The organism is Sulfitobacter sabulilitoris (assembly GCF_005887615.1).
Lineage (GTDB): Bacteria > Pseudomonadota > Alphaproteobacteria > Rhodobacterales > Rhodobacteraceae > Sulfitobacter_E > Sulfitobacter_E sabulilitoris.
Genome location: NZ_VANS01000001.1, coordinates 571,754 through 598,345, shown reverse-complemented (window position 1 = coordinate 598,345; position 26,592 = coordinate 571,754). Strand labels below are relative to the sequence as shown.

The following is a 26,592-nucleotide window of genomic DNA, read 5'->3' as shown; positions in this document are numbered from 1 at the left end:
GTGTGGGCATGCGCGCGGCACGCGCGAGCCGGGGCAACGGGTCACAGCCGCAGGAACTGCGCTTCTTGGGCGGGCGACCAGCGCACCGTGATGTCGAACCCGTCGTCGGTCTGGGTCTCGTGCTCCACGATGTCCTGCGAAAACAGCCAGGCGCGCTTCTTGCCTTCGTCAAAGCCAAGGTGCAGGTCGGCCTCGCGCAGCGCGCCCTGCAGGGCCGTCGCGACGGTGGACAGAAAGCCGTCGATCCCTTCGCCGGTGATGGCCGAAATGGCAAAGACCTTTTCATCGCGTTCGGCGCGGGCGCGGACGGCGTCCCGGCGGTCGTCGGGCAGCAGGTCGATCTTGTTCCAGACCTCAAAGGACTCGCGCGCGGCGTCCACCCCCAGAGAGGCGAGAATCTCGCGCACGTCCTGTGCCTGCTCCTCGGTCTCGGGGTGGCTGATGTCGCGCACATGCACCACGATGTCGGCGGCCAGCACCTCTTCGAGCGTGGCACGAAAGGCGGCGACCAGTTCGGTGGGCAGATCGCTGATGAAGCCGACCGTGTCCGACAGGATCACCTCCGGCCCGTCGGGCAGTTGCAGGCGCCGCATGGTGGGGTCGAGCGTGGCAAAGAGCATGTCCTTGGCCATCACCTCCGCGCCGGTCAGGCGGTTGAAGAGCGTCGATTTGCCCGCATTGGTGTAACCCACCAGCGCCACGATCGGATAGGGCACCTTGGCCCGCGCGGCGCGGTGCAGGGCACGGGTCTTGACCACCTTGTCAAGTTGCCGGCGCAACCGCACAAGCTGTTCGTCGATCGCGCGGCGGTCCGCCTCGATCTGGGTCTCGCCGGGACCGCCGACAAAGCCAAGCCCGCCGCGCTGCCGCTCAAGGTGGGTCCAGGCGCGCACCAGCCGCGTGCGCTGATATGTCAGCGCGGCCATCTCGACCTGCAACACGCCTTCGCGGGTCGCCGCGCGGTCGCTGAATATCTCGAGGATCAGTCCGGTGCCGTCCAGAAGCTTGACGCCCCATTCCTTTTCGAGGTTGCGCTGCTGCACCGGGCTTACGGGGCCGTCGATCAGCACCAGTTCGACCTCGTGCTGCTCCAGCCGCTCCTTGATCTCCTTGATCTTGCCGGAGCCGAACAGCATCCCCGCGCGCACCGTTTTCAGCGGCACGATCTCGGAGCCCGCGACCTTGAGTTCGGGCAAGGCATGGGCCAGTGAAACCGCTTCGGCCAGCGCGTGATCGGGCAGACGGCGGTTGGGATCGGATTTGATATCGGGATGGATCACCCAGGCATTGGTGTGCTTGGGTGTCGTTGTCTCGTCGATCTGGAACGGTGGACGGCTCAAGTAGCGTCTTCGCCCTCGTAAAGGCTGATCGGCTGCGATGGCATGATGGTCGAAATCGCATGCTTGTAGACCAGCTGGCTTTGCCCGTCGCGGCGCAGCAAAACGCAGAAGTTGTCAAACCAGGTGATGACACCCTGCAGCTTGACGCCGTTGATCAGGAAAATCGTGACCGGGACCTTGGTCTTGCGCACGTGGTTCAGGAACGCGTCCTGAAGGTTCTGTCTGTCAGATGCCATTTGTCATCTCGCCTTTGTTCTTGCAGTCGCTCGCGGATCGAGCGCGTTCATAAAAGCCCGCGGATCGTGCAGGTGTCCAATGTGTCGCCCGCCAACAGGGCAGCATCAATATCTTTGCCCGCATGGCGCGCATAACAGGTCGGGTTCCGCAAGGGAACACAGCCCCAAGACCAGAGTATGAAGCGGGTCAGGCGGAGATTCCACCCCAAAAAACAGCGCGTTGTCGCGCGGCGGATAATTTAGCGTCAGGCGCGCCACAAATCGGGTGTCAAAAGCGCCACGATGGCCAGCGTTTCAAGCCGCCCCAGCACCATCGCGCCGCAAAATACCGCCTTGGCCCAGGGGCCAAGCTCGGCCAGCCGGATGGGCGCGTCGCTGGCGACTTCGATCAGCGGCCCGGTGGTGGACAGGCTTGCAATGCTCAGCACCAGCGCGTCCTCGAAGCTGACGCCGAGCATGCTCAGCAGCAGGGTGACACCGGTCAGCGACAGCGCGAATAGCATGAAGAAAACCCACGCGATGAACGCCCCGTTGCGTTGCAGGCGGCGCCCGACGCTGCCCGCGCCGCTGACGGAATTGGGATGCACCAGCCGCTGCATCTCGCGAATGCCGTTCTGGTAGAGCGCAAAGACCCGCAGCAGCTTGACCCCGCCCGCCGTGGTCGCCACGCCGCCGCCGATCAGCGACAGGCCCAGCAGAATCAGACCCGGAGTGCGCAGGCCGGACCAGCTTTGGGCCTCGGCCCAGTCGGCGCTGGTGAAACCGGTGGTCGTCAGGAAGGACATAACCGTGAACAGCGAGCCCCAGAACGCCCGTCCGGCGCGGGCGATGTCCTCTTCGGCAGAGACTTCGAAGGCGCCGATCCAGTGGCGCGCGAAGAGCACCAGCGGCACACCCACCACAAGGGCCAGACCGATGCGGAATTCCGGATCGGTGCGCAACCCGGCCTGCGTGGCGGTGATCGTATCGCTGGAAAAGGTCAGCCGCGACAGCGCGAACAGCATGAAAAGCATCATCACCGCCTCGCCCGGAATGCCGGAAAAGCCGTGTTCCACGCCACCCACAGCCGATATGCCGGATGTCGCCATGATGGACATGGCGTGGGTCAGCGCGACCAGCGACTGATCGCCGCTGACCATCAGCAGCGTCCACAACAGCAGCGTCAGCCCGAGGTAGATCGGCAGCAGCGCTCCGATGACGCGCATCAGCCGGTCGCGCGGATCGGCCCGCCCCGACGCGCTGCCTTCGGCTTCGCGGCGACCGGGTTCGGCCTGCGCCGTCACCTCGAAGCCGCCAAGGTTGAGAGGGGCCAGAATGGCCGAGGCCGCGATCCACATCAGCAGCCCGCCCAGCCACCCCACCAGCGCACGCCACAGGTGCAACACGCCCACCAGCCGTTCGGGGCGGTCGAAAACGGTGGCCCCCGTGGTGGTTACCGCGCTGACCATCTCGAGGTAGGCATTGAGAAAGGTGGTGGTCTTGAGCGCCTCGTAGAAGGGAATGGCAAGGATCACGGGCAGGAACACGAAGGCCGAGAACAGCGACAACAACGGCCCCAACGCACCGTGCCGGGGCTGTCGGCCGGCATGGGCGATGGCGATCAGCGTGAACAGGATAAGCCCCAGCAGCCCGGAGTAGAAGAACGCCCGCGCCGCCATGAGGTCGCGCGCGATGCCGCCATAGATCGCGGGCACCATCATCGCCAGCGACACCACCCCGAACATCAGCAGGAACAGCGGCAGCCGCAGGGCCTGCGCCCAAAGGCTTTCCGGCTTGGTATGGCGGGTTCCGCGGCTCATCGCTCAGAAGAAATCGATCGAGACCTGCATCAGGCGCTCGACTTCGGGCACGTCCTTTGCCAGCGCAAAGAGTGCGATCACGTCGCCGTCGTCGATGCGGGTGTTGCCCACCGGGCGCAAGACCTCGCGCCCCTTGCGCACCGCCCCGACCAGCACACCTTCGGGAAAATCGATTTCCGATATGCGCTTGCCGGCCATCGGCGAAGTCGAGAGCACCTCGGCCTCGATCACCTCGGCCTCGGCGTCGCCGATGGAATAGACCGCGCGCACCCGGCCATGCCGGATATGGCGCAGGATCGAACTTACCGTGGTGGCGCGCGGATTGATATAGGCGTCGATCCCCAGCGGCACCATCAGGGGGATCAGCGTGGGGTCGTTGATCAGCGCGATGGCATAGGGGCAGCCTTCGGCCTTGGCGCGGACGGCCGAGAGCAGGTTGGTCTTGTCGTCGTCGGTCACGGCCATCATCGCGTCGGCGCGGCTGATCCCCGCCTCGGCCAGCATCCCCGAATCGAGCCCGTCGCCGTTCAGCACGATCGTCCGCTCCAGCGCCTCGGCGGCCCGTTCGGCGTTGTGACGGTTCTTTTCGATCACCTTGGCCCGGATCCGGTTGGTGCGCTGCTCCAGCGCCTGCGCGACCGCCAGGCCGACGTTGCCGCCCCCGACCAGCACGATCCGCTCCTGCTTGGTGACTTTCTTGCCGAAAATCTCCAGCGTGCGGGTGATGTCGTCGACATGGCAAAAGACATAGCAGTCGTCACCGACGAAAAGCTGGTCCTTGGCTTCGGGCGCGAAAAGCGATCCTTCGCGGCGCACCCCCACGACCACCGTGCGCAGCGTCGAGAACAGATCGGTCAATTGCCGCAGCGGCGTGTTCACGACCGGGCAGTCGTCGTCGATGGTGATGCCCAGCAGCTGCGCCTTGCCGTCCATGAACACTTCGGTGTCGAAGGCGGCGGGCGCCGACAGCCGTTGCAGGGCGGCGGCCGCGACTTCGCGTTCGGGGCTGATCACCACGTCGATAGGCATGTGATCGCGCCGGTAGAGATCGGAATAGATCGCATCGAGATAGGACTGCGAGCGCAGGCGCGCGATCTTGCGGTTGATGCCAAAGACCGAATGCGCCACCTGGCAGGTGACCATGTTGACCTCGTCGGAGTGGGTGGCCGCGATGATCATCTCGGCGTCGCGGGCGCCCGCACGGTCCAGCACGTCGGGATAGCTGGCAAAGCCCGCGACCCCCTGCACATCGAGCGTATCGGTGGCGCGGCGCACCAGGTCGGGGTTGTTGTCCACGACCGTGACGTCGTTGCGTTCGCCCGACAGGTGCCGCGCGATCTGCCAGCCAACCTGGCCTGCGCCGCAAATGATGACCTTCATGGGGCTGCGATCCTTTGTCCATCCGGGCCCTTGCGTGGCGGGCGCCGATACCGGACCTTCTGAATGGCAGATGGCCGTTTAGGGGTCAATTCAATTGTCCCGATGGCGATTTGGGCGCATACTTCGGCGATATGAAACAGATGTTATTTCTGGCGCTCGTCCTCGTGGCCGGCGGCTGCGCACCGCTGTCGATCTATCACCGCGAAGGCGTCCGCGTGGCGCAGATGCAGGCCGACACGACCACCTGTCAGGTGCAGGCCCTGCGCGACGTGCCGGTGGCCAATTCCCTGCGCCGCGGGCCGCCGCGCTACGTGCCGGGGGGACGGGTCTGCAGATCCGACGGCACCTGCTATTCCAGGGGCGGGTTCTACCTTCCGGGAGAGATCTACACCGTCGACGTGAACCTGCCGCTGCGGCGCCGGGTGGAGGCGCAATGCATGGCCGCCAGGGGCTATGCCCCGGTGACGGTGCCACCCTGCCCCGGCGGCGTGTCGCGCCGCGTGCCGCCCGGCCAGACCGAGGTGCTTCCGGCCCTGACGCCAAGGTCCTGCGTGGTCCGCCAGCAAGGCGGCGGCTGGCGGATCGTGACGCGGGCGCAGTAAGGCGACAGGCCGTCGATGCCGGGCGCGCCCCACGGTGTGGAGGCCGCGCCCGCAGAGGCCGGGCGGCATCGCGCCGCTATTCGGCCGCGTCGGCATCCTCGTCGACACGGGCCACGCGCGCCCCGGATTTGGCCGAGGTCACGACGCCCAGCGACTTGAGCTTGCGGTGCAGGGCCGAGCGTTCCATTCCGACGAAATTGGCGGTGCGGCTGATGTTTCCGCCGAAGCGGTTGATCTGTGTCAGCAGGTATTCGCGCTCGAAGGCCTCGCGCGCCTCGCGCAGCGGCAAGGTCGCCAGCGCGCCCGACAGCACGACGCGGCCTTCGCCCGCGTCACCGTCGTCATCACCGGGCAGTTCGCGCGCCTCGATCGGGCCGTTGCTGTCGCCAAGGATCAGCACGCGTTCCACCAGGTTCTTGAGTTGCCGCACGTTGCCGGGCCAGATCATTGTCTGAAGCAGGGCCACTGCATCTTCGGTCAGGTCGCGCAGGGGCAAACCCTGGGAGCTGTTCATCTCGGCGATGAAGTGATGCGCCAGCAGCGGAATATCCTCGCGCCGGTCGGCCAGAGACGGCACCGCGATCGGCACCACGTTCAGCCGGTGATACAACTCCTGACGGAAGGTCTCGGCGGCAATGGCCTGTTCCAGGTCGCGGTTGGTCGAGGAGATGACCCGCAGGTCGACGCGCACCTTGTCGTTGCCGCCGACGCGCTGGAACTGCTGATCGACAAGCACCCGCAGGATCTTGGATTGGGTGACGATGGGCATGTCGGCCACCTCGTCGAAATAGACGACGCCGCCATGCGCTTCCTCCAACAGGCCGGGTTCGACCCCCCGGTCGGCGGTCTCGCGGCCAAACAGCACCTCTTCCATCCGGTCGGGCGCGACCCCGGCGCAGTTGACGGTGACAAAGGGCGCATCCGCGCGGGCGGAATTGGCATGGATGTAGCGCGCCGCGACTTCCTTGCCCGATCCGGCGGGGCCGGTCAGCATCACGCGGCCATTGGATTTGGTGACCTTGTCAAGCTGCCCCACCAGCGCGCGGAACGCCGCCGACGACCCGATCATGTCGGCGCGGGTCACGTCGCGGCGGCGCAGCGACTGGTTTTCGCGGCGCAGGCGGCTGGTTTCCATCGCGCGCCGGATCACCACCATCAACTGATCTATGTTAAACGGCTTTTCGATGAAATCGTAAGCCCCCTGCTTGATCGCCGCCACCGCGATTTCGATATTGCCGTGGCCCGAGATGATCACCACCGGCACGTCGGGGTTGTCGCGCTTGACTGTCTTGAGGATGTCGATCCCGTCCATCCGGCTGTCCTTCAGCCAGATGTCGAGGATCATCAGCGCGGGCGGTTCGGCGTTGATCGCGGCCATCGCATCGTCGGAATTGCCGGCAAGCCGGGTGGCGAACCCCTCGTCTTCGAGGATGTCGGAAATCAGTTCTCGGATATCGCGTTCGTCATCGACGATAAGAATGTCACTCATGGTGTGCGTGTCCTTCTTGCGGGGCGGAGAGGGAGGGATCGGCGGCGCGCAGCGGCAGCGTAATGACCGCCATCGCGCCCGAATGGGCGGTCTGGTCAAAGCATTGGGCGTCTTCGAGCGTAAGGGTTCCGCCGTGCTCTTCGATGATTTTCTTGACGATGGGAAGACCCAGGCCCGTGCCTTCGCTGCGGGTCGTCACGTAAGGCTCGAACAGCCGCGCGCGGTCTTCGGGCAGGCCGACGCCATTGTCGGCGATGGTGATCCGCGCGGTCGTCCCTTCGCGCGTCAGGGTGACCCGAATTTCCGGTTCATACCCATCATGCGCGCCACTTGATTTATATATTTCAATGGCTTCACCGGCGTTCTTGATCAAGTTCGTCAAGGCCTGGCTGATCATGGTCGCATCGACGTCGGACGGCGTTTCACCGTCGGGCTGCTTGAACGTGATGACGATATCCGGCTGCCCGGCACGTTGCAGAACCACCGCATCGCGCACCAGCACCGACAGGTCTTGCGGCGTGCGCTGCGGCTCGGGCATGCGCGCGAACTTCGAGAACTCGTCGACGATGCGGCGCAGGTCGCCGGTTTGGCGCACGATAACGCCGGTCATCTGGTCCAGCGCGGCCTGATCTTCGCCCAGCTTGGGGCCGAACTTGCGCTTGATCCGCTCCGCCGACAGCTGGATCGGGGTGAGCGGGTTCTTGATCTCATGCGCGATCCGCCGCGCCACGTCGCCCCAGGCGGCCAGCCGCTGTGCACTGACCAGATCGGTGACGTCGTCAAAGGCCACGACGTAGCCTTCAAGATGGCCTTCCTCGGCGCGCCGGGTGGCCATGCGCACCAGCAGGTTTTCCAGTCGCCCCTGGCGGACCACCTTGACCTCGCCCTGCGCCACTTCGGCCGGTCCGGTGACCAGGGTCTCGAACAGGGGGCCGAATTCGGGCACGGCGACGGTAATGGCCGTGGCTTGCTGATCGTCCTGCCAGTCCAGCAACCGCTCGGCCGAGCGATTGACAAAGGCCACACGGCCCTCGGGGTCGAGCCCGACAACCCCCGACGTCACCGAACTCAGCACCGAATCGAACAGCCGGCGACGGCGTTCGATCTGGCGGGTATTGTCCAGCAACGTGTCGCGCTGGCCCTTGAGCTGCCGGGTCATCTGGTTGAAGTAGCGGCCCAGCATCGCGATCTCGTCGTCGCCCTCCTCCTCGCGGACGCGCACTTCGAGGTCGCCGGCGCCGACCTGCTGCGCCGCCCCGGTCAGACGCCCCACCGGACCGGACAGACGTTCGGCGAACCACAGGCCGAGCCAGATCGCCGCCAGGATCAGGATCACCGCGAAGGCCAGGTACAAGAGCCCGAATTCAAACAACAATCGCCCACGATCGCTTTCAAGCTGCTGGTAGAGGCGCACGGTTTCCTGGGTTTCGTCCAGCAGGCTGAGGATTTCGCCGTCAACATCGCGGCTGACGTACAAGAACCGGTCCACGAAGGCGGCCAGCCGCACGAGCGCGCGAAATTCGTTGTTGGGCCAGTCCTCGATCACCAGCACATCGCGGGTGTCGGCCTCGGCGATCTGTTCGCGGGTCGGGGGCTCGAAGTCGAACAGGTAGGACCGGTCGCCGCGCGCCCGGATCTCTGCGGTGCCGTCGATCAGGTAGGCTTCGCGCAGGCCGCGCTGGATCTGGCGCTGGCCTTCGCCCACCAGTTCGCTGTCGCTCAGGTTGATGCCGGCGCGCCGCGCGTTGTCGATGCTGCGCGCCAGCGCCAGCGCGTCCTCGGCCAGGTCGCGGCGTTGCTCGGCCTCGTAGGCTTCGGCCGCCGCCAGCGAACTGCCGACCACCTCGCGGACGCGATCGGAAAACCACCCTTCGAGGCCGACGTTCACGGTGAGCCCGGCGAACACCGCCACCGTCACCGTCGGGATCAGCGCCATCAACGCGAACACGCCCGTCAGCCGCAGATGCAGCCGCGAGCCTGCGGATTTGGCGCGCCGCGCGGCCACCAGCCGACCCACCTGCGCCAGCACAAGCGCCGCGACCACGAGGATATAGACCAGATCGGCCAGCAGGATCAGCCGCAGGCTGGGCGTGTTGGACCCCTGCCCCAACGGCCCCAGCACCAGGTAGGTCGCAAGCGCCAGAAGCGGGCCCAGAACCACAAGGCCCAGCGTCGCGGAATTGCGAACGCGCCGCACCCGGCGCAGACGCCACAGCTTGTTCCAGTGTAGACTGCGTGACCGGGTTGCCACCCGCTGCCCTCGCTCATGATGTGGCGCTTTGTGCGCCGACCGCTGTATTTTGTGATCCTAAGGGGCAGTGAAACCCAATGGCCACGTTTATGTTGCGGTTTTACATCAATTTGCGGCGGCGTGTCACCTGGATATCCAGATCGGTGATCTTCTTGCGCAGAGTATTGCGATTGATCCCGAGAAGGTCGGCGCATTTCGCCTGGTTTCCCGCCGTCGCCTCCAGCGCGATTTCGATCAGCGGGGCTTCGATCTCGCGCAGGATCCGCGCGTAAAGCCCCGTGGGGGGCAGCATATTTCCGTGCAGGTCGAAATAGCGGCGCAGGTGACGCTCGACCGAAGCGCCAAGTTTCTCGGTATCTCCGGCGGCGCGCATCGGCTCCAGGTCGGGCTGGCTGCCCAACACCTGTTCGACTTCCGCGCCGGTGATTTCGGCGGCACGGCTGGTCAGCCCGAGGCGGCGAATCGCATTCTCGAGCTGGCGCGCGTTGCCGGGCCAGCTATAGGTGCGAAAGATTTCGGCCGCGTCCTTGGAAAGACGGCGCGGCGCGGCCCCTGCGGTTTCGGCCCGCGCGAGGAAGTAATCGGCCAGCAGCGGGATGTCATCGACACGCTCGCGCAGCGCCGGCACGGTCAACGTCGCGCCGCTCAGGCGGTAGTAGAGATCCTTGCGCATCAGACCCTTTTCCATCGCCGCCGTCAGGTCGGACTGGCTTGTCGCCAGGAACCGCGGGCTGTAATCGCCGGGCGTGTCCATCATGCGCACGATCCGGGCCTGCAATTCCTCGGGAATATCCGCGATCTCGTCGATCAGCAGGGTGCCGCCCTTGACCCGCGCCAGCAAGCGCGCGGGCCCTTCGAGGTCTTGCAGATCGCCCGCCGTGGCGGTGATGAACGGCAGGCTGCGGCGATCGGAAAAGTCGTGGATCGCGCGCGCGATCAGCGATTTGCCCGTTCCGCTTTCGCCCCAGATCAGCACCGGAAGGTCGGTGTTCATCACCCGCGCCACCACGCGGTAGAGCGCCTGCATCACCGGCGTGCGCCCCACCAGCGGCAGGTCGTCTGGCCGGTCGTCCGACGGCGGCGGCGCCTTGCGCGCGGTCTGGCGCAATTCCAGCGCGCGCGCCGTGCGCTTCATCAGATCCGGCAGGTCGAAGGGTTTGGGCAGGTAATCATAGGCTTCGGCCTCGGCGGCCTGGATGGCGGTCATGATGGTGTTTTGCGCCGAGATCACGATCACCGGAAGGCCGGGCCGATCCTGGGCGATCTTGGGCAGCATTTCAAGGCCGTTGCCGTCGGGCATGACCACGTCCGAGATCACCACGTCGCCCTTGCCCTCGGCCACCCAACGCATCAGCGTCGTGAGGCTCGAGGTCGCGTGCACGCGGCATCCCGCGCGCGTCAGCGCCTGTGTCAGAACCGTCCGGATCGTGCGGTCGTCGTCTGCTACCAGTACCGTGCCGTCCATAGTGCGTTCTCCTAAGCGTGAGCGGGCGCGTCGCTGCGGGGCGCGCGTGGCAGTGACAGTCGAAAGATGGTCTTGCCCGGCACCGATGTGACCGAGATCCAGCCGCCGTGGTCCGATACGATCTTGCTGACCAGCGCAAGACCCAGGCCGGTGCCGTTTTCGCGGCCCGACACGAAGGGGTCGAAAATATCGCCCTTGATGTTCTCGGGCAGGCCCGGACCATCGTCGATGATCTCGATCTGCAAGGGCAGCGATTGGCCGGTGCCATCGGATCGGCGCAGCCGGAAACTGTGTTCGAAATAGCTGTGCAGGCGAATGGTTCCGCCTTTGGGATCAGAGGCTTGCGCGGCGTTCTTCACCAGGTTCAACACCACCTGCAAAAGCTGGTCCGGATCGCCGTGGGCCAGGGGAAGCGACGGGTCGTAATCCTCGATGATCTTCATGTGCGCGCCAAAGCCCAGCAGCGCCGACCGCCGCGCCCGGTCCAGAACGTCATGGACATTGACGGGCTTGATGTCGGGCGGCGACAGATTGCCGAACTGCTCCACCTGCTCGAGCAGCTTCACGATGCGGCGGCTTTCCTCGACGATGAGATCGGTCAGCTCAAGGTCTTCGGGCTGGAGGTTCATCGACAAAAGCTGGGCCGCGCCGGTGATGCCCGCCAGCGGGTTCTTGATTTCATGCGCCAGCATCTCGGCCATGCCGATGGCGGATTTGGCGGCGGATTTCACGCTATGGCTCTGGGTCATCCGCCCGGCCAGTTCGCGCGGCGAGATCATCAGGATCATGCAGCCGGGGTTTTCGGCCAGTGGCGCGATCTGCAATGCGCATTGCAGCGGCGCGCGATTGCCGCTGCCGACATCGACGTCGTTCACGAACAGCGGCGTGCCGGCGCTGCGTGCGCGCGCAAAGGCTTCCTCCAGCGGGTCGTCGATCGCTATCTGATCCCAGATGGGCGTGCCATGAACGGACTTGGCAGAGGCATTGAGGAACCCTTCGGCGGCGGAGTTCACGTCGAGAATCGTATCGTCCGCGCCGATGATCAGCGCCGGCACCGGCAGCGAGGACCAGATGGCGCGATCAGAGGTCATGCCGCGACCTGCCGCGCCGGGGCGGACTGCATCGCGTGTGCCACGAGGCGGCGGGCGGTGGCGGTATCGGCCGCCGTCAGGACCGCACGGCGCAGGGGGGCGGGTGTGCCCGCGTGATCCATGTACCAGCCCAGGTGCTTGCGCGCGACGCGCAGGGCCAGGTCCTCGCCGTAGAATGACAGCATCGCGTCGTAATGCTGTTGCACCATGTCGCCCAGTGCGGCGCCCGTCGGGATATGCGGGGCCGGTGTGCCGTAAAGCGCGTGCGCGATCTGCGCCAGCAGCCAGGGCCGCCCCTGCGCGCCGCGCCCGACCATGACGCCATCGGCACCCGATTGCGCCAGTGCCTGATCCGCGGTGCCGCCGCAGGTGATGTCGCCGTTGGCGATGACCGGAATGCCGACCGCGTCCTTGACCCGCCGGATCGCGGCCCAATCGGCGCGTCCCTTGTAGAACTGGCAGCGGGTGCGCCCGTGGATCGTGATCATCGCGATGCCCGCCGCCTCGGCGCGGGCCGCGATCTGCGGCGCGTTCAGCATCGCATCGTCCCATCCCAGCCGGGTCTTGAGCGTCACAGGCACCTTGACCGCGCGCACCACCGCCTCGATCAGGGTCAGCGCGTGATCGGGCGTCTTCATCAGCGCGGATCCCGAATAGCCCTGCGTCACCTTCTTGGCGGGGCAGCCCATGTTGATGTCGATGATCCGCGCGCCCTGCCCTTCGACCATGCGCGCGGCTTCGGCCATCGGCCCGGCCTCGCGCCCGGCCAGTTGCACCGCCGTCCCTTCGATGCCGATGCCCAGTTCCGCCTTTTCGCGGCTGCCGGGGCGGGCATTCAGCATGTCGTGGCTGGCCACCATCTCGGACACCACCAGCCCCGCCCCGAAGGACGCGACCAGCGTGCGATACGGCAAATCGGTGATCCCGGCCATCGGTGCCAGCAGCACCGGCGGGGTCATTTCGAAGGGTGGCGCGGGGCGGCTCAAATGCTTAATCCTTGTGCAGATGGTATTGGTGTACCCTTGGCGGCTGTCTTACTCAATGAAAGTGGCGTCGCGCAACAGCCTGAGCGGCGCTGTTGCCTAAATTTTAGGCGGTGCATCGGGGCAATTGCCTGCGGCCCGGCAAAGCCATAAACAGGGCGCATGATCAGGATGACATCGATATGACCGTCGCGGCGGTTCTTGTCGCCGCCGGGCGCGGACAGCGCGCCGGTGGGCCGCGCCCCAAACAGTGGCAGGTGATCGGCGCGCGCCGGGTCATCGACCACACGGTGCGGGCCCTGGCGGCGCATCCCGCGATCGCGCGGCTTGTGATCGTGCTGCACCCCGACGACATGACAGAGGCCGCCGTCTTTCGCGCCGCCGGTCATACCGTGGTCGCGGGCGGGGCCGAACGGGCGTACTCGGTGCGTGCCGGGCTCGAGGCGCTGGACGGCACCGGCACGACGCGCGTTCTGATCCATGACGTGGCGCGCCCCTGTGTCGCCGCGCGGGTGATCGACGACGTCATCGCGGCGCTCGATCACAACCGCGGCGCCGCCCCGGCGCTGGCGGTGACTGACGCGCTCTGGACCGGCGCGGCGGGACGGGTCAGCGGGACGCGGGATCGCGCAGGGCTGTTCCGGGCGCAGACGCCGCAGGGGTTTGACTTTGCCGCCATCATGGCCGCACACCGCACCCATCACGGCCCCGCCGCCGACGATGTGGAGGTGGCGCGCGCAGCCGGTCTTGACGTGGCGATCGTGCTGGGCGACGCCGACAACCTGAAGATCACGACGCCGCAGGATTTCGCCCGCGCGGCGCGGATATTGAAAGACAGACAAGGGGACGATGTGGATATCAGATTGGGCAACGGCTTCGACGTGCATGCCTTTGGGCCGGGCGATCACGTGACGCTGTGCGGTGTGAATGTGCCCCATACCCACGGGTTGGTTGGCCATTCGGATGCGGATGTGGGGATGCATACGGTGACGGATGCGATCTATGGCGCGCTGGCGATGGGCGATATCGGGCAGCATTTCCCGCCCTCCGATCCGCAGTGGAAAGGCGCCGAAAGCCGGATTTTCCTGCGCCACGCGGTCGATCTGGCGGCGCAGATGGGCTTTGCCATCGGCAATGTCGATTGCACGCTGATCTGCGAATACCCCAAGGTCGGGCCGCACAGCCAGGACATGCGGGCGCGTATGGCCGACATCATGGGGATCGACGCGGCGCGCGTGTCGGTCAAGGCGACCACGTCGGAAAAGCTGGGGTTCACCGGGCGCGGCGAAGGCATTGCCTGCATCGCGACCGCGACGCTGGTGAAGCCATGACCGCGGCGGGCGTGATCGGCACGGTGTTCGGGGTCGGCCATATCCGTCCGGCGCCCGGCACATGGGGGTCGCTGGCGGCGCTTCCGCTGGGGTGGCTGGTCCATGCCCTCGGGGGGTTTTCGTTGTTTTGCGTGGGGATCGTCGTGGCCTTTGCGGCAGGATGGTGGGCCACCGCGCGCCTCACGGCGGGCCAGGACGACCACGACCCCTCCGAGATCGTCATCGACGAGGTGGCGGGCCAGTGGCTGGCGCTCGGGCCGCTCAGCTATGCCAGTTGGTCGATGGGGCTGGATATCCTCGTGATGTGGCCCGGCTGGATCGCCGCATTCGCGTTGTTTCGGCTATTCGACATCTGGAAGCCCGGTCCCGTCGGCTGGGCCGACCGGCGCGGCGATGCCCTGGGCGTGATGCTGGACGATGTGATCGCGGGCCTGTTCGCGGCGCTTGGTGTCGTGGCGATGGCTGGCCTCTATCACGGGGTATTTTGACATGAGCCTTGCGTCGCAGGTGCTTGATAATGCGAAGAAAGATGGCAAGATGATTGCCACCGCCGAAAGCTGCACGGGCGGGATGGTCGCGGCGGCGCTGACCGATATTCCGGGATCCTCGGCGGTGGTTGACCGCGGGTTCATCACCTACACCAACGCCGCCAAGGTCGAGATGCTGGGCGTATCGCCCGACACGCTGGCGGCGCATGGCGCGGTGTCGCCCGAGGTGGCGCGCGAAATGGCGCAGGGCGCGTTGGCGCGGTCGCATGCGCACCTGGCCGTGGCGATCACCGGAATCGCCGGACCAGGCGGGTCAGAGTTCAAGCCCGAGGGCCGGGTCTGCTTTGGCATCGCGACACGGGGCGACATTCGCACCGACACGGTGGAATTCGGCGCCCTGGGCCGCGACAAGGTGCGTGCAGCCGCCCGAGACCATGCGCTGCGCCTGCTGCTGGATGCGCTCTGACGTTTTGCGGATCGCATGATATTTGGGCGATACCTGCAAATTGGCGCACAAAATATATGCAGTTCGCGGATTGCCTGAAATTCCGGCGGTGAAACGTCGCTCTCCCCTTTTTATTGGGCGGTCTCTGCGCATTGTCGCGGCCACCGCAACTCAAGGGGAAATCAAAGATGAACGGAGCTGATACAGCCTGGATCATGGTCGCCACCGCATTGGTCCTATTCATGACGCTGCCGGGGCTGGCATTGTTTTACGGCGGGCTCGTCCGCAGCCGCAACGTGCTGAGCGTCTTCATGCATTGCTACGCGGTCGCCTGCCTGATGAGCATCCTGTGGTTCATCTTTGGCTATTCCATCGCGTTCGGATCGGGCGACAGCGGGGTCTGGGGCGGACTGGACAAACTGGCGCTGCGCGGCGTGACCGCCGACAGCCTCGCGGGCACCCTGCCCGAGGTGCTGTTCTTTGCGTTCCAGATGACATTCGCGGTGATCACGCCCGCGCTGATCGTCGGCGCCTATGTCGAGCGGGTCGGCTTTGGCTTTGTCCTGCTGTTCTCGGGCCTGTGGATGCTCTTGTGCTATGCGCCGGTGGTGCATTGGGTCTGGGGCGGCGGGATGCTGGCCGATGGCGGCATTTTCGGCGATACCGGGGTGCGCGATTTCGCGGGCGGCATCGTGGTGCATGAAACCGCCGGTCTGGCTGCGCTGGTGCTGGCGATCTTTCTTGGGCCGCGCCGCAACCAGACGACGCCGCCGCATAATCCCGGCCTCGTGATGATCGGCGCCGCGATGCTCTGGGTCGGATGGTTCGGTTTCAACGGCGGCAGTCAGCTTGCCGCCGATGGCGGGGCCGCGATGGCGCTGACGGTCACGCATATCTCGGCCGCGACGGCATCGCTGACCTGGGCCGGATGGGAAATGGTGAAGTTCGGCAAGGCGTCGCTGGTGGGGCTTGTCACGGGCACGATCGCGGGGCTGGCGTCGATCACGCCCGCCTCCGGTTTCGTCGGCCCGCTCGAAGCGCTTTTGATCGGTGCGGTCGCCGGTGTGCTGTGCCAGGAAGCGGTGGTGCTCATTCGCAATCGTCTCAAGATCGACGATACGCTCGATGTCTTTGCCGTGCACGGCGTGGGCGGCATTTTCGGAACTGTGATGATCGCGGTCTTCGGCGCGGGCGCCTGGGCCGCGCAACTTGGGTCGCTGGCCATCGTGGGCGTTTACACGGTCGCGGTGACGGTGGGTCTGGTGCTTGTGGTGCGGCTGGTCACACCCCTGCGCGTGGATGCGGAGACCGAAACCAACGGCCTCGATCTGGCGGTCCACGGAGAGCGTGCCTACGACATCACCAGCTAGGGTGCCTGCCCCTCCGGCCCATGCGGCCGGAGGGCTTACACCTTGGCGTAAAGCTTTTCGGCGCGCGTCTCGAAGGCGCGCACGATCCGCTGCATCGCCTCGTTGAAAACGACGCCGATCAGCTTTTGCAGGATCATGTTCTTGAACGCGAAATCGACGAAGAACGACACCTCGCAGCCGCCCTGAACATCCTTGAACGCCCAGTTCGATTTCATGTATTTGAACGGCCCGTCAAGATATTCGGTATCGATCTTTTTCGTCTCGGGCCACAGCACGACGCGGCTGGTGAACCGTTCGCGAAAGACCTTGAAGCTGATCACCAGATCGGCCTCCATGATCGTGTGGTCGGTCTTGGGTGTCTCCGATTTCACCCGCGCGGCGGCGCACCACGGCAGAAACTCGGGATAGGATCCCACGTCGGCGACAAGGTCATACATCTGTTGCGCCGTATAAGGCAGCTTGCGGGTCTCGGAATGTGTCGGCATTGATTTCTCATATGGTCCACGATAGCACCGTAACTCTACGCGAACCTCCCGAAATTCAAGGGCAAAGCCATGTCAGCGCGGCCATATGTCATAGATGAAATGATCTCGGCCAAGGCGATCGCCGCGCGAATCGAGGCGCTGTGTCGCGAGATCCACGATGAATTCGACGGCACCGACAAGCTGGTCGTGGTAGGTCTGCTGCGCGGCAGTTTTGTGTTCATCGCCGACCTTGTGCGCGAACTGGACCTGCCGATCGAGGTCGATTTCCTGGAGGCGTCAAGCTATGGCGATGGTATGGAAAGCAGTCGGGAAGTGCGTATTCTCAAGGACTTGCGCGGTGCAATTGAAGGTCGCGACGTTCTGGTCGTCGAAGACATCGTCGACACCGGGCACACGCTCAACCACGTCACGCGACTGCTGGCCAGCCGCAATCCCGCACGGTTGAAATCGATCGCGCTTCTGGACAAGCCCAGCCGCCGCGAAGTCGATTTCAAGGCCGACTGGACCGGTTTTGAAATTCCCGACGAGTTCGTCGTGGGCTACGGCATCGATTTCGCGCAGCGCAATCGCAACCTGCCCTTCATCGGCAAGGTCCGTTTTATCGACGGTCCGGCATGAGCCCGATCTGGCTGTTTCGCATGTCGAAATGGGCCCGCAACCCGCCCTCTGAGAAACGGGTCAAGCTGGTCTTTGCGATCGTGGCCGCGGGTGTGGCGATATGGGGCATCGAAAAGCTGGGATATTGGCCCGACTGGGCCACGGCAGAGCGGATTCGCCGCTGAGGGCGGCGCGGACGGCGCCCCGACCGCTATCGCAAAAGTGTACGCGCGCGCCCGCAGCCCCATGGTACGGTCAACGTCACGTTCAACAAGGAGGTGACCCATGCGTATTTCCGATGTGACCTTGACCGCCACTCTGACCTTTGCCGTTCTTGCCACGACCGCGTTTGCCGCGGCCCATTCCGACAAGGCGCTGAAATCAGCGGTGGATGCCCGCCGCGCGCAGATGCAGCTCATCAGCTACAACACCGGCGTTCTGGGCGATATGGCCAAGGGCGACATTCCCTTCGACACTGCGACCGCGCGTGCCGCCGCCGCGAACCTCAATGCCGCGGCGCGGCTCGACCGGTCGCTGACGTGGGTCGCGGGCACCGAACAGGGTAGGGTCGAGGGCGCGCGCGCCAAACCCGCCGTCTGGACCGATGCCGCGGGGTTCGAGGCGAAGTTCACCGCCCTGCAAACCGCCGCCGCGGCGATGGAAACCGCTGCCGGTGCCGATCTTGCGGCCATTCAGGCGGCGATGGAGGATCTGGGCGGCGCCTGCAAGGCCTGCCACGACGACTACCGCGGCCCCAAAAACTGATCCGATGGCCGGCGGGCTGGCACGGCGAATCGGGTGGGCCGGCGCAGTGATCGTCGCCGCGGTTGCCGTGGCAGGTCTGGTCGCGACGCGGCCCGGTACGGTGGCGGGCGACTGGTCCCTGCCCGGTGATGCGCGCGCGGGCGAGCTGGTGTTTCACGCGGGCGGCTGTGCCTCGTGCCATGCCGCCCCGGGCGCAGAGGGCGATGCGATGCGCCTGCTGTCCGGTGGCCTTGGCTTTACCAGCGCTTTCGGCACCTTCTATGCGCCCAACATCAGCCCGCATCCCGATGCCGGTATCGGCGACTGGACGGTGGCGCAATTCGCGCGCGCCGTGATGGCGGGCGTGTCCCCCGAAGGACAGCACTACTACCCCGTGTTCCCCTATGCCGCCTACCGCCACATGACAAAGGCGGATCTGAGGGATCTTTTCGCCTTCATGCGCGGCCTGCCGGCCTCCGATGCGCCGTCGCGCGCGCATGACGTGAGCTTTCCCTTTTCGATCCGGCGCGGGATCGGGATTTGGAAGCGGCTGTATGTCCGTGACGATTTCGTGGTGTCGGGCGATCTGACGGAGGCCGCCGCGCGGGGGCGCTACCTGGTCGAGGCACTGGCGCATTGCGGCGAATGTCACACCCCGCGCAACGTGCTGGGCGGGCTGCGGCGGGATGCGTGGCTCGGCGGTGGGCCGAACCCGGCGGGCAAGGGCAAGATCCCCGATATCACACCCGCCGCGCTGGAGTGGTCGCAAGACGACCTGGTGGCCTATTTCACCACCGGCCTGACGCCGGATTATGACAGCGTGGGGGGCGAAATGGCCGATGTCGTCGATAACCTCTCCAGACTGCCAAAGGACGACCTCGAGGCGATCGCGGCCTATCTCAAGATCGTGCCGCCGGTGCACTAGCCGGTTTCTTTCAAAGAAAACGGACCGGAAAGTTCTGAAAATGCCGCTGCGCGCTCAGGCGATCCCGAGCTTGCGGTTCCGGGCTGCGCGCAGCCGCGCGAAATCGTCGCCCGCGTGATAGGACGACCGGGTCAGCGGCGTCGCCGACACCATGAGGAACCCCTTGCCATAGGCGGCCTTTTCGTAGGCGGCGAATTCATCGGGGTGCACGAAGCGGTCCACCGCGTGGTGCTTGGGCGTCGGCTGGAGGTACTGGCCGACGGTCAGGAAATCGATGTCGGCGGCCCGCATGTCGTCCATCACCTGTGCCACGGCCTGGCGGTTCTCGCCCAGTCCCACCATGATGCCGGATTTGGTGAACATCGACGGGTCCAGTTCCTTCACCCTCTGCAGCAGTCGCAGCGAATGGAAATACCGCGCGCCGGGGCGCACCTCCGGATAGAGGCCCGGCACCGTTTCCAGGTTGTGGTTGAACACGTCCGGCCGCGCCTCGACCACCACCTCCAGCACCGAGGGGTCGCATTTGATGAAATCGGGCGTCAGGATCTCGATCGTGGTGTCGGGACTGCGGTGGCGGATCGCGCGAATGGTCTGCGCGAAGTGATCGGCGCCGCCATCCTCAACGTCGTCGCGATCCACGGACGTGATGACCACGTGATTGAGGCCCAGCTTTTCCACCGCATGCGCCACGCGCCCCGGCTCGAACGCGTCCAGGTCCTCGGGTGGCTTGCCGGTGGCAATGTTGCAGAAGGTGCAGGCGCGGGTGCAGACCTCGCCCATGATCATCATCGTGGCGTGGCCCTGGCTCCAGCATTCGCCCACATTGGGACAGCCCGCCTCTTCGCAGACGGTGACCAGCTTGTTGTCGCGCATGATCTTCGCCGTTTCGGCATAGCCCTTGCCGCCGGGCGCCTTGACGCGGATCCAGTCCGGCTTCTTGGGTTGAGCGTTGTCGGGACGGCGCGCCTTTTCGGGGTGGCGCTGTTCGGGGATCTTCAGATCGCGCGGGCGCATGGCAGGGCTCCTATCGATTGCTGCTACCGTATCTAGCCATCCGCCCGCGCTTTGTCCAATGGGTGCGACAAGGCGTGCCGCGGCCCTCAGAAGGACATGCGCCAGCCGATCACAAGCGCGCTCGACCCGCCTTCGGCATCATAAAGCCCGTACCCGTCGGAGCGGTGATGCAGCCGCGCGATCACGCTGCTGCCCGGGCGCGGATGCGCGATTTCGATCTCGGCCATCCAATAGACGAAGGACCGGCTCGATTCGCCGCGCCGGTCGATTTCGACCTGTGGCGTCTTGGTGGCGTGCGACACGCCGATGCCGAAGGCGGTGCTTTCGACCCAGCGGGGCCAGGGGTCGCGCGGCCGGTAACGGATGATCACCGGCACGTTGACCTCGAAATGGTCCTGCCGGCCGGCATGGCCGACGATCTGCGCCTGGAGTCCCCAGTCAAAGCGGCTGGCGCCGATGGGGCGTTCCCATCCGAAACCGGCGCCCAGAAACCACGAATCCGCGAAATCCACCGACGTGGGATCGACGGCCTGATAGAATTTGTTGGTGGTCATCTGGCCGGCGAAAAGATCGACATAGCGCCGTTCCTGCGCCTCCGGCTGCCCCGGCAGAGCCAGCAACACTGCGATGACCGTGACGCCGCGCCGCGCACAGGTCGCAAGAAGTCCGGTCGCGGCCATGATGTCCCCCCGATGTCGCTGGTCCCGCAGCCACGGTAGCGGGTTTTCGAATTCTGTTCTTGATTCAGCGCAGGACAGGCGGACTGCGTCCGGGCCCCCTCGATGCAAGCGACCGCTACTGCCACCACCGCGCGCCCATGCGATGGCTCATCCAGCCGCCCAGGCTGAATCGATCGCGGTGGATCAGCAGGACCAGCGCGACAAAGGCCGCCATCACCGCCAGGTCGATGACCTGGTTTCGGTTGACGGGGAATCCGTTGCCGTTCACTGCAAATGGGTCGAGAAACCCCTCCCAGCGGCGGCTGACGGTATAGGCGTGCATCAGCGCCAGTGCGCCATAGCTGACGGGCCGCAGCGCCCCCAGCGCCATCGCGGTACACAGCACGATCTGCACCGCCGCCACCAGGTACACCTGCCAAAGCGCGATCTCCAGCCCGTCGAAATGACGCGCCAGCCCCTGATACTGCGCCGGCGTTATGATTTTATGCGCCGCCCAGAGGAACATGAACCACGACAGGCCCAATCGCAGGATCAGTGTGGCGGTGGCGTCGCGGCGATCGAATGCGGTCATGTCGGGGCTCCGTGGCTGTTCGGGTCACTTCCCCCGCAGAGTGACCTGCACCCACACGTCTGCCTAGGCCTGTCGCAGGGCACACACGCAATCGTGCGCCCTGCCCGGGCAAGCCGCAAGCGCCCCGGCGCGTCACCCGATCAGCGGGCCGCCGGGACCGGTGGTTTCGTCATAATGCCGCTTGAGCCGCATCAGGGCGATGCGCAGCACGATCTTGCCGGACCGCGCCGACCAGCCCATGCGCTGCTCCGCGGTCTCGAGCCCCTCGAGATAACAGCAGCAGCGCAGCACCACGTCCGACAGGCCCGGCCCCAGATCGGCCAGCGCGCCGGCCACGCGCGCCCGGGCCGTCGACGGACCATCGCCGATCCCGCTGTCGGGGGCAAAGCCGCCACGCCCGCCACCGGTCAGGAACCGGTCCCAATTCTGCGCGACGCGCGGCCCCATCTGCGCAAGCTCGAAATCCTCGCGCAGGCGCTCTCCGGCGGTCACCAGATCGTCGCTCAGGAACGGTTTGCCCGATTTGTCGCGTCGCCGCGCCAGCGCGGTCAGCGGGCTTTCGGCAAGGTTGTAGCGCATCCGGCGCGGGCGCCCCGTATCGGTATCCGCGACCGTCTTTTCGCCCCAGCGGCGATGTTGATCCGCAAAGGGCGTCTGGCTTTCGGCAAATCCGGCGCTGCGCTGCTCTTGGAGGATCATGTCGGTCAGCGCGGTGCGCCCGGCGGGCGTGATGGCATAGCGTGTGATGCGCCCGGTCGTTTCGGCGGCGATCCAGTTCTTCAGCGCCATCGTCTGCGCGACGTGGCGATCCACCACGGCGGTGCGCGTGGACGGGCCGCCGGCGGTGTCGCGCACAACGACGGCTTTTTCCATGTCGGCGGCAACCGCCAATACGGCACCCTTTTCAACCAGGCGGCGCAGCACCCGCACCGCGTCGCGCATCAGCGCGGCATGATCCATCGGAACACGATCGGCAGAGGACGGGCCGGATGTCATAGCATTCATGCGAGATATTTCCTTTTTCATTGGGTCAGGCGTCAATGAACGGGGGGGCGTCATTCTGGCCCCAAGCCCGCGCAGGGCGGCATCGACCAGCGGATCGTCGCGCCGCAACTCGACTCGCCGGATCTGGCGCAGAATGGTCGAGGCATGACAGCCCGAGGCCCGTGCCAGCGCCCGGATCGGCAGACCGGCTTCGGTATGCGCCAGATAGTTCCGGACGCTGGCGGGGACCCAGGGCGGCAAGGCCCGTGACAAGTCTGGGGTGGAAGTCTGAGCTGGCATTGCGGCTTTCTGGACGGTCTTTTGGGGGCCAAGCAGCGCTGTGGCTTTTCCACAGACTTATCCACTCAACTTAAAGATGCATTTATTACCCGTTCGTTAAAATCAGGTCGTTTTGCAAGCATTGTTTCTAAAACATAAACAGTTATGAAACCTCCGCGCGGCACGACGCGCAGTCACGCAACACCCGTTTTGGTTGTGTCATGGTGGGTCAAAGCCGCGGTTTCACGCCCGGTTTATCCGATTTGAAAAGGACTGACCCCATGCACGATCTGTTGTCTATGCTGCACGCCTTGCGCCGCCCCAGCCTTTTGATGCGCGCCGCGCGTATCGGGGCCGAGGATTATCGCCGCGACATCCATCTGCCCCGCCAAATGGGCTATGGGGTGTTGCCGCGCCACGGCGCCGCGCTGATGCGCCTGATGGAGATCGAGGCCGCGATGGACCTGCAGCGGCGGGACAAGGATGCGTCCTACAGCTTGATTCGCCATGTCGATGTCTTGATAGCCATGATCGGCGAGGCGCGGTTTTTGCGCGCGTCGCTTAGCGATTGACCGTCGGCTGACCGGGCATCAGGCCGCGCGTCGCGGTCTGCTGCCCGGGTTCTGAACGGATCACATGAAGCTGTCGGGGGACGCCGCCTTGCGGGTGGCCACGAAGGCGTCCAGCGCGTCGCGCGTCGCGGGGTCCATCGCGGGTTGCTGGTAGTCGCCCAGAAGCTTCTTGACCCGCAGGCTTGCCAGCGCCTGCGTGTCGCGCGCGCCCTCGTCATCCCATGTCTCGAAGGGTTTGTAATCCAGCAGATCGGACTTCCAGAACGCCTTTTTGAAATTCGCCTGCGTATGTTCGCAGCCCAGGTAGTGACCGCCGGGTCCGACCTCGCGGATGGCACCCAGCGCCTGCGCGTTCTCGTCCATCTCGACCCCGCGGGCCAGGTGGTGCAGATACCCCAATTGATCGGCGTCCATCACGAATTTCTCGAAAGAGGACACAAGCCCGCCCTCCAGCCAGCCGCAGGCGTGCAGCATGAAGTTCACGCCCGACAAAAGCCCCAGGTTCAGGCTGTTGGCCGTCTCGTAGGCGGCCTGCGCGTCAGGCAGCTTCGATCCGCAGAACGACCCCGCCGACCGGAACGGCAGACCCATCCGGCGTGCAAGCTGCCCCGCGCCATAGGTGATGTGGCTCGCCTCGGGCGTGCCGAAGGTGGGCGCGCCCGAATTCATGTCGATCGAGGTCACGAAGGCGCCAAAGATCACCGGCGCGCCCTTGCGCACCAGCTGGCTGTAGGCGATCCCCGCCAGCACTTCGGCCAAGACCTGCGTCAGGGTGCCCGCCACGCTCACCGGCGCCATCGCGCCGCCCACGATGAAGGGGGAAATGATGCAGGCCTGGTTGTTGCGGGCATAGACCTCGAGGCTGCCCATCATCACGTCGTCGAAGGTCATCGGCGAGTTGATGTTGATGAGCGAGGTCATCACGGTGTTTTGCTGAACGAAATCGTCACCGAACAGTACGCTGCACATGTCGACGCTGTCCTGTGCGCGGCTGGGCTCGGTCACCGATCCCATGAACGGCTTGTCCGACAGGGTCATATGCGCGTGCAGCATGTCCAGATGGCGCTTGTTCACCGGCACGTCGGTCGGCTCGCACACCGTTCCGCCCGAATGGTGCAGCCACTTGGACATGTACCCCAGCTTCACGAACTTGCGGAAATCCTCCATCGTGGCATAACGGCGACCGCCTTCGACATCGCGCACGAAGGGCGGGCCGTAGACCGGCGCCAGGACTAGGTTCCGGCCTCCGACGACCACGTTGCGCTCCGGGTTGCGGGCATGCTGCGTATAGCTCGACGGCGCCGTCTCGCACAGCTTGCGCGCCAGGCCGCGCGGGATGCGCACGCGCTCGCCGTCCACCTCGGCGCCCGCCTCGCGCCACAGCGCCAGCGCGCCGGGGTTTTCCACGAAATTCACGCCGATTTCTTCCAGAATGGTTTCGGCATTGGTTTCGATGATTTCAAGCGCCTCGTCGCTCAGGATTTCGAAATTGGGAATGTTGCGCTCGATATAGCGCGCCGTTTCGAAGGAGATAGCACTGCGCTCCGCCCGCCGTGCGGCACCGCCGCCCCCCCGTGCCCGTCTTGCTGCTTCCGCCATGATGTTCCCCTGACGCCAATCTCTGAGCCGGTGACTACCCTATTCGCGCGCGCGGCTTCGCGCGGATTGCGGCGGCGCAGGGCAAAAAGCGACATCTCCCGGTCGTGCTTCTCCACTTCTCTTGTTCTCAAGTATCCCGGGGGTTTGGGGGCTGGCCCCCAATCGCCGATCCCTCCGGCGGGCGGGCAACCGACGTGGCCCCGGTCAAGGGCGGCGTTTGCGGGCGCACGCGCAATCCGGCCCTTGCCAGCCCCGCATCCTGCCCCTAATCAGCGGACATGACAGATGCATCCCATGACCGCCTCCTCATCATCGACTTCGGCAGCCAGGTTACCCAGCTGATCGCGCGGCGCCTGCGCGAACTGAATGTCTATTGCGAAATCCACCCCTTCAACGCGGTGACCGACGCCTTTCTGGACGACTTCGCGCCCCGCGCGGTGATCCTGTCGGGCGGACCCAGTTCGGTCTTTGCCCAAGGCGCGCCGATGCCGCCTGCCAGGGTCTTCGATCTGGGGGTTCCAATCCTGGGCATCTGCTATGGCCAGCAGGTGATGATGCACGTGCTGGGCGGCCAGGTGGAGCGCGGCCACGGCACGGCCGAATTCGGGCGCGCCTACGTGACGCCGTCGGACGGCCGGCTCGATCTGCTGCAAGGCTGGTTCGAGACGGACCGCGAACAGGTCTGGATGAGCCACGGCGATCACGTCAGCAAGCTGGCGCCGGGTTTTGCCGTCTACGGCACCTCGCCCAATGCGCCCTTTGCGATCACCGCAGATACCACGCGCCATTTCTACGCGGTGCAGTTCCACCCGGAGGTGCACCACACCCCCAACGGCGCACGGCTCTACGAGAATTTCGTGCGCATCGCAGGGTTCAAGGGCGACTGGACGATGGGCGCCTACCGCGAGGAAGCGATCGCGCGGATCCGCGAACAGGTCGGCGACGCCAAGGTGATCTGCGGCTTGTCGGGCGGTGTGGACAGTTCGGTCGCCGCGGTGCTCATTCACGAGGCCATCGGCGATCAGCTGACCTGCGTCTTTGTCGATCACGGCTTGCTGCGCAAGGGCGAGGCCGAAGAGGTCGTCACCATGTTCCGCGACAACTACAACATGCCGCTGATCCACGCCGATGAACAGGACCTGTTCCTGGGTGAACTTGACGGTGTAAGCGACCCGGAAACCAAGAGAAAAATCATCGGCAAGCTGTTCATCGACGTGTTCCAGAAACACGCGAGGGAGGTGGGCGACGCGACCTTCCTCGCGCAGGGAACGCTCTATCCGGATGTGATCGAATCGGTGAGTTTTTCGGGCGGGCCCTCGGTCACGATCAAATCGCACCACAACGTCGGCGGACTGCCGGAAAAGATGGGCCTGAAACTGGTCGAGCCGCTGCGCGAGCTGTTCAAGGACGAGGTTCGCGCGCTGGGTCGCGAACTGGGCCTGCCGCCGTCCTTCATCGGGCGCCATCCCTTCCCCGGTCCCGGCCTCGCGATCCGCTGCCCCGGAGAGATCACCCGCGAAAAGCTGGCGATCCTGCGCGAGGCCGATGCCGTCTATATCGACCAGATCCGCAAGCACGGGCTGTACGACGACATCTGGCAGGCCTTTGTCGCGATCCTGCCGGTGCGCACCGTGGGGGTGATGGGTGACGGGCGAACCTATGATTTCGCCTGCGCGCTGCGCGCGGTGACCAGCGTGGACGGCATGACGGCGGATTATTTCCCCTTCACGCACGAGTTTCTGGGTGAAACCGCGACCCGCATCATCAACGAGGTGCCGGGCATCAATCGCGTGACCTACGACATCACCTCCAAACCTCCCGGCACCATCGAATGGGAATGACTAGGTGAGGCGCGGGCGTTGACGCTTTCGG

General features: G+C 65.4%; 26 protein-coding genes. 11 read left to right on the top strand and 15 right to left on the bottom strand.

Features of this window, described 5'->3' with window-relative positions; translation table 11 throughout:
- Nucleotides 1–41: 41 nt before the first annotated feature.
- The 4 genes from hflX to trkA form a co-directional block, all read right to left on the bottom strand.
- The gene (hflX, locus tag FDT80_RS02745) at nt 42–1,340 is read right to left on the bottom strand and encodes a GTPase HflX (RefSeq protein WP_138660702.1); all 1,299 of its coding nucleotides are present in this window, start codon (nt 1,338–1,340) and stop codon (nt 42–44) included.
- Nucleotides 1,337–1,576: an RNA chaperone Hfq gene (gene hfq, locus FDT80_RS02740; RefSeq protein ID WP_138660701.1), complete on the bottom strand. Its 240-nt coding sequence runs from the start codon at nt 1,574–1,576 to the stop codon at nt 1,337–1,339. The genes hflX and hfq overlap by 4 nt, the downstream gene beginning before the upstream one ends.
- Nucleotides 1,577–1,821: 245 nt before the next feature.
- The gene (locus FDT80_RS02735) at nt 1,822–3,375 is read right to left on the bottom strand and encodes a TrkH family potassium uptake protein (RefSeq protein WP_138660700.1); all 1,554 of its coding nucleotides are present in this window, start codon (nt 3,373–3,375) and stop codon (nt 1,822–1,824) included.
- Nucleotides 3,376–3,378: 3 nt separating this feature from the next.
- Nucleotides 3,379–4,755: a Trk system potassium transporter TrkA gene (trkA, locus tag FDT80_RS02730; RefSeq protein ID WP_138660699.1), complete on the bottom strand. Its 1,377-nt coding sequence runs from the start codon at nt 4,753–4,755 to the stop codon at nt 3,379–3,381.
- Between the two features lie 131 nt (nt 4,756–4,886).
- Between trkA and FDT80_RS02725 the strand changes: the two genes are divergently transcribed.
- Nucleotides 4,887–5,357, top strand: coding sequence for a hypothetical protein (locus tag FDT80_RS02725; RefSeq protein WP_138660698.1), 471 nt, complete (start codon nt 4,887–4,889; stop codon nt 5,355–5,357).
- Nucleotides 5,358–5,433: 76 nt separating this feature from the next.
- On the opposite strand, the gene ntrX is transcribed toward FDT80_RS02725, so the two are convergent.
- The 5 genes from ntrX to dusB form a co-directional block, all read right to left on the bottom strand.
- Nucleotides 5,434–6,846, bottom strand: coding sequence for a nitrogen assimilation response regulator NtrX (ntrX, locus tag FDT80_RS02720; protein WP_138660697.1), 1,413 nt, complete (start codon nt 6,844–6,846; stop codon nt 5,434–5,436).
- Nucleotides 6,839–9,097 carry a sensor histidine kinase NtrY-like gene (locus FDT80_RS02715; protein ID WP_138660696.1) on the bottom strand — a complete coding sequence of 753 codons (2,259 nt, stop codon included), beginning with the start codon at nt 9,095–9,097 and terminating at the stop codon, nt 6,839–6,841. Before FDT80_RS02715 ends, ntrX begins: the two co-directional genes overlap by 8 nt.
- Nucleotides 9,098–9,197: 100 nt before the next feature.
- Entirely contained in the window at nt 9,198–10,562 is a 1,365-nt protein-coding gene (locus FDT80_RS02710; RefSeq protein ID WP_138660695.1) for a response regulator, read from the bottom strand.
- An 11-nt stretch (nt 10,563–10,573) separates the two neighbouring features.
- A complete protein-coding gene (locus FDT80_RS02705) occupies nt 10,574–11,653 on the bottom strand; it encodes a two-component system sensor histidine kinase NtrB (RefSeq protein ID WP_138660694.1) in 1,080 nt (359 codons plus the stop codon).
- Entirely contained in the window at nt 11,650–12,612 is a 963-nt protein-coding gene (gene dusB, locus FDT80_RS02700; protein WP_138661755.1) for a tRNA dihydrouridine synthase DusB, read from the bottom strand. Before dusB ends, FDT80_RS02705 begins: the two co-directional genes overlap by 4 nt.
- A gap of 206 nt (nt 12,613–12,818) precedes the next feature.
- On the opposite strand from dusB, the gene FDT80_RS02695 reads away from it, so the two are divergent.
- The 4 genes from FDT80_RS02695 to FDT80_RS02680 all read left to right on the top strand — a co-directional run bounded on the left by FDT80_RS02695 (nt 12,819) and on the right by FDT80_RS02680 (nt 16,270).
- A complete protein-coding gene (locus FDT80_RS02695; protein WP_138660693.1) occupies nt 12,819–13,967 on the top strand; it encodes a bifunctional 2-C-methyl-D-erythritol 4-phosphate cytidylyltransferase/2-C-methyl-D-erythritol 2,4-cyclodiphosphate synthase in 1,149 nt (382 codons plus the stop codon).
- A complete protein-coding gene (locus tag FDT80_RS02690; protein ID WP_138660692.1) occupies nt 13,964–14,455 on the top strand; it encodes a phosphatidylglycerophosphatase A family protein in 492 nt (163 codons plus the stop codon). Before FDT80_RS02695 ends, FDT80_RS02690 begins: the two co-directional genes overlap by 4 nt.
- Before the next feature lies 1 nt (nt 14,456).
- On the top strand, nt 14,457–14,921 hold the full coding sequence (locus FDT80_RS02685) for a CinA family protein (RefSeq protein WP_138660691.1): 465 nt from the start codon (nt 14,457–14,459) through the stop codon (nt 14,919–14,921).
- 167 nt (nt 14,922–15,088) lie between these two features.
- Entirely contained in the window at nt 15,089–16,270 is a 1,182-nt protein-coding gene (locus FDT80_RS02680) for an ammonium transporter (protein WP_138660690.1), read from the top strand.
- 35 nt (nt 16,271–16,305) lie between these two features.
- Here FDT80_RS02680 and FDT80_RS02675 read toward each other — a convergent pair whose 3' ends face one another.
- Entirely contained in the window at nt 16,306–16,755 is a 450-nt protein-coding gene (locus FDT80_RS02675) for a type II toxin-antitoxin system RatA family toxin (RefSeq protein ID WP_138660689.1), read from the bottom strand.
- Nucleotides 16,756–16,824: 69 nt separating this feature from the next.
- Here FDT80_RS02675 and hpt point away from each other — a divergent pair, with 69 nt between their 5' ends.
- The 4 genes from hpt to FDT80_RS02660 all read left to right on the top strand — a co-directional run bounded on the left by hpt (nt 16,825) and on the right by FDT80_RS02660 (nt 19,021).
- Nucleotides 16,825–17,373: a hypoxanthine phosphoribosyltransferase gene (hpt, locus tag FDT80_RS02670; protein ID WP_138660688.1), complete on the top strand. Its 549-nt coding sequence runs from the start codon at nt 16,825–16,827 to the stop codon at nt 17,371–17,373.
- Nucleotides 17,370–17,537: a hypothetical protein gene (locus tag FDT80_RS18815; protein WP_170311765.1), complete on the top strand. Its 168-nt coding sequence runs from the start codon at nt 17,370–17,372 to the stop codon at nt 17,535–17,537. Before hpt ends, FDT80_RS18815 begins: the two co-directional genes overlap by 4 nt.
- Nucleotides 17,538–17,637: 100 nt before the next feature.
- Nucleotides 17,638–18,117, top strand: a complete 480-nt coding sequence (locus FDT80_RS02665; protein ID WP_138660687.1) for a c-type cytochrome — start codon at nt 17,638–17,640, stop codon at nt 18,115–18,117.
- A gap of 4 nt (nt 18,118–18,121) precedes the next feature.
- Nucleotides 18,122–19,021: a c-type cytochrome gene (locus FDT80_RS02660; RefSeq protein ID WP_138660686.1), complete on the top strand. Its 900-nt coding sequence runs from the start codon at nt 18,122–18,124 to the stop codon at nt 19,019–19,021.
- A 54-nt stretch (nt 19,022–19,075) separates the two neighbouring features.
- Here FDT80_RS02660 and lipA read toward each other — a convergent pair whose 3' ends face one another.
- From lipA to FDT80_RS02640, 4 genes are all read right to left on the bottom strand, one after another.
- Entirely contained in the window at nt 19,076–20,035 is a 960-nt protein-coding gene (gene lipA, locus FDT80_RS02655; protein WP_138660685.1) for a lipoyl synthase, read from the bottom strand.
- A gap of 86 nt (nt 20,036–20,121) precedes the next feature.
- Nucleotides 20,122–20,715, bottom strand: a complete 594-nt coding sequence (locus tag FDT80_RS02650) for a hypothetical protein (protein WP_138660684.1) — start codon at nt 20,713–20,715, stop codon at nt 20,122–20,124.
- 115 nt (nt 20,716–20,830) lie between these two features.
- Nucleotides 20,831–21,286: a DoxX family protein gene (locus FDT80_RS02645; protein ID WP_138660683.1), complete on the bottom strand. Its 456-nt coding sequence runs from the start codon at nt 21,284–21,286 to the stop codon at nt 20,831–20,833.
- A 132-nt stretch (nt 21,287–21,418) separates the two neighbouring features.
- The gene (locus FDT80_RS02640) at nt 21,419–22,570 is read right to left on the bottom strand and encodes a DUF6456 domain-containing protein (protein WP_138660682.1); all 1,152 of its coding nucleotides are present in this window, start codon (nt 22,568–22,570) and stop codon (nt 21,419–21,421) included.
- 260 nt (nt 22,571–22,830) lie between these two features.
- On the opposite strand from FDT80_RS02640, the gene FDT80_RS02635 reads away from it, so the two are divergent.
- On the top strand, nt 22,831–23,121 hold the full coding sequence (locus FDT80_RS02635) for a DUF6477 family protein (RefSeq protein WP_138660681.1): 291 nt from the start codon (nt 22,831–22,833) through the stop codon (nt 23,119–23,121).
- Nucleotides 23,122–23,181: 60 nt separating this feature from the next.
- Here FDT80_RS02635 and FDT80_RS02630 read toward each other — a convergent pair whose 3' ends face one another.
- Nucleotides 23,182–24,720, bottom strand: coding sequence for a trimethylamine methyltransferase family protein (locus FDT80_RS02630; RefSeq protein WP_138660680.1), 1,539 nt, complete (start codon nt 24,718–24,720; stop codon nt 23,182–23,184).
- A 278-nt stretch (nt 24,721–24,998) separates the two neighbouring features.
- Between FDT80_RS02630 and guaA the strand changes: the two genes are divergently transcribed.
- Nucleotides 24,999–26,561, top strand: a complete 1,563-nt coding sequence (guaA, locus tag FDT80_RS02625; protein WP_138660679.1) for a glutamine-hydrolyzing GMP synthase — start codon at nt 24,999–25,001, stop codon at nt 26,559–26,561.
- Nucleotides 26,562–26,592: the final 31 nt, after the last annotated feature.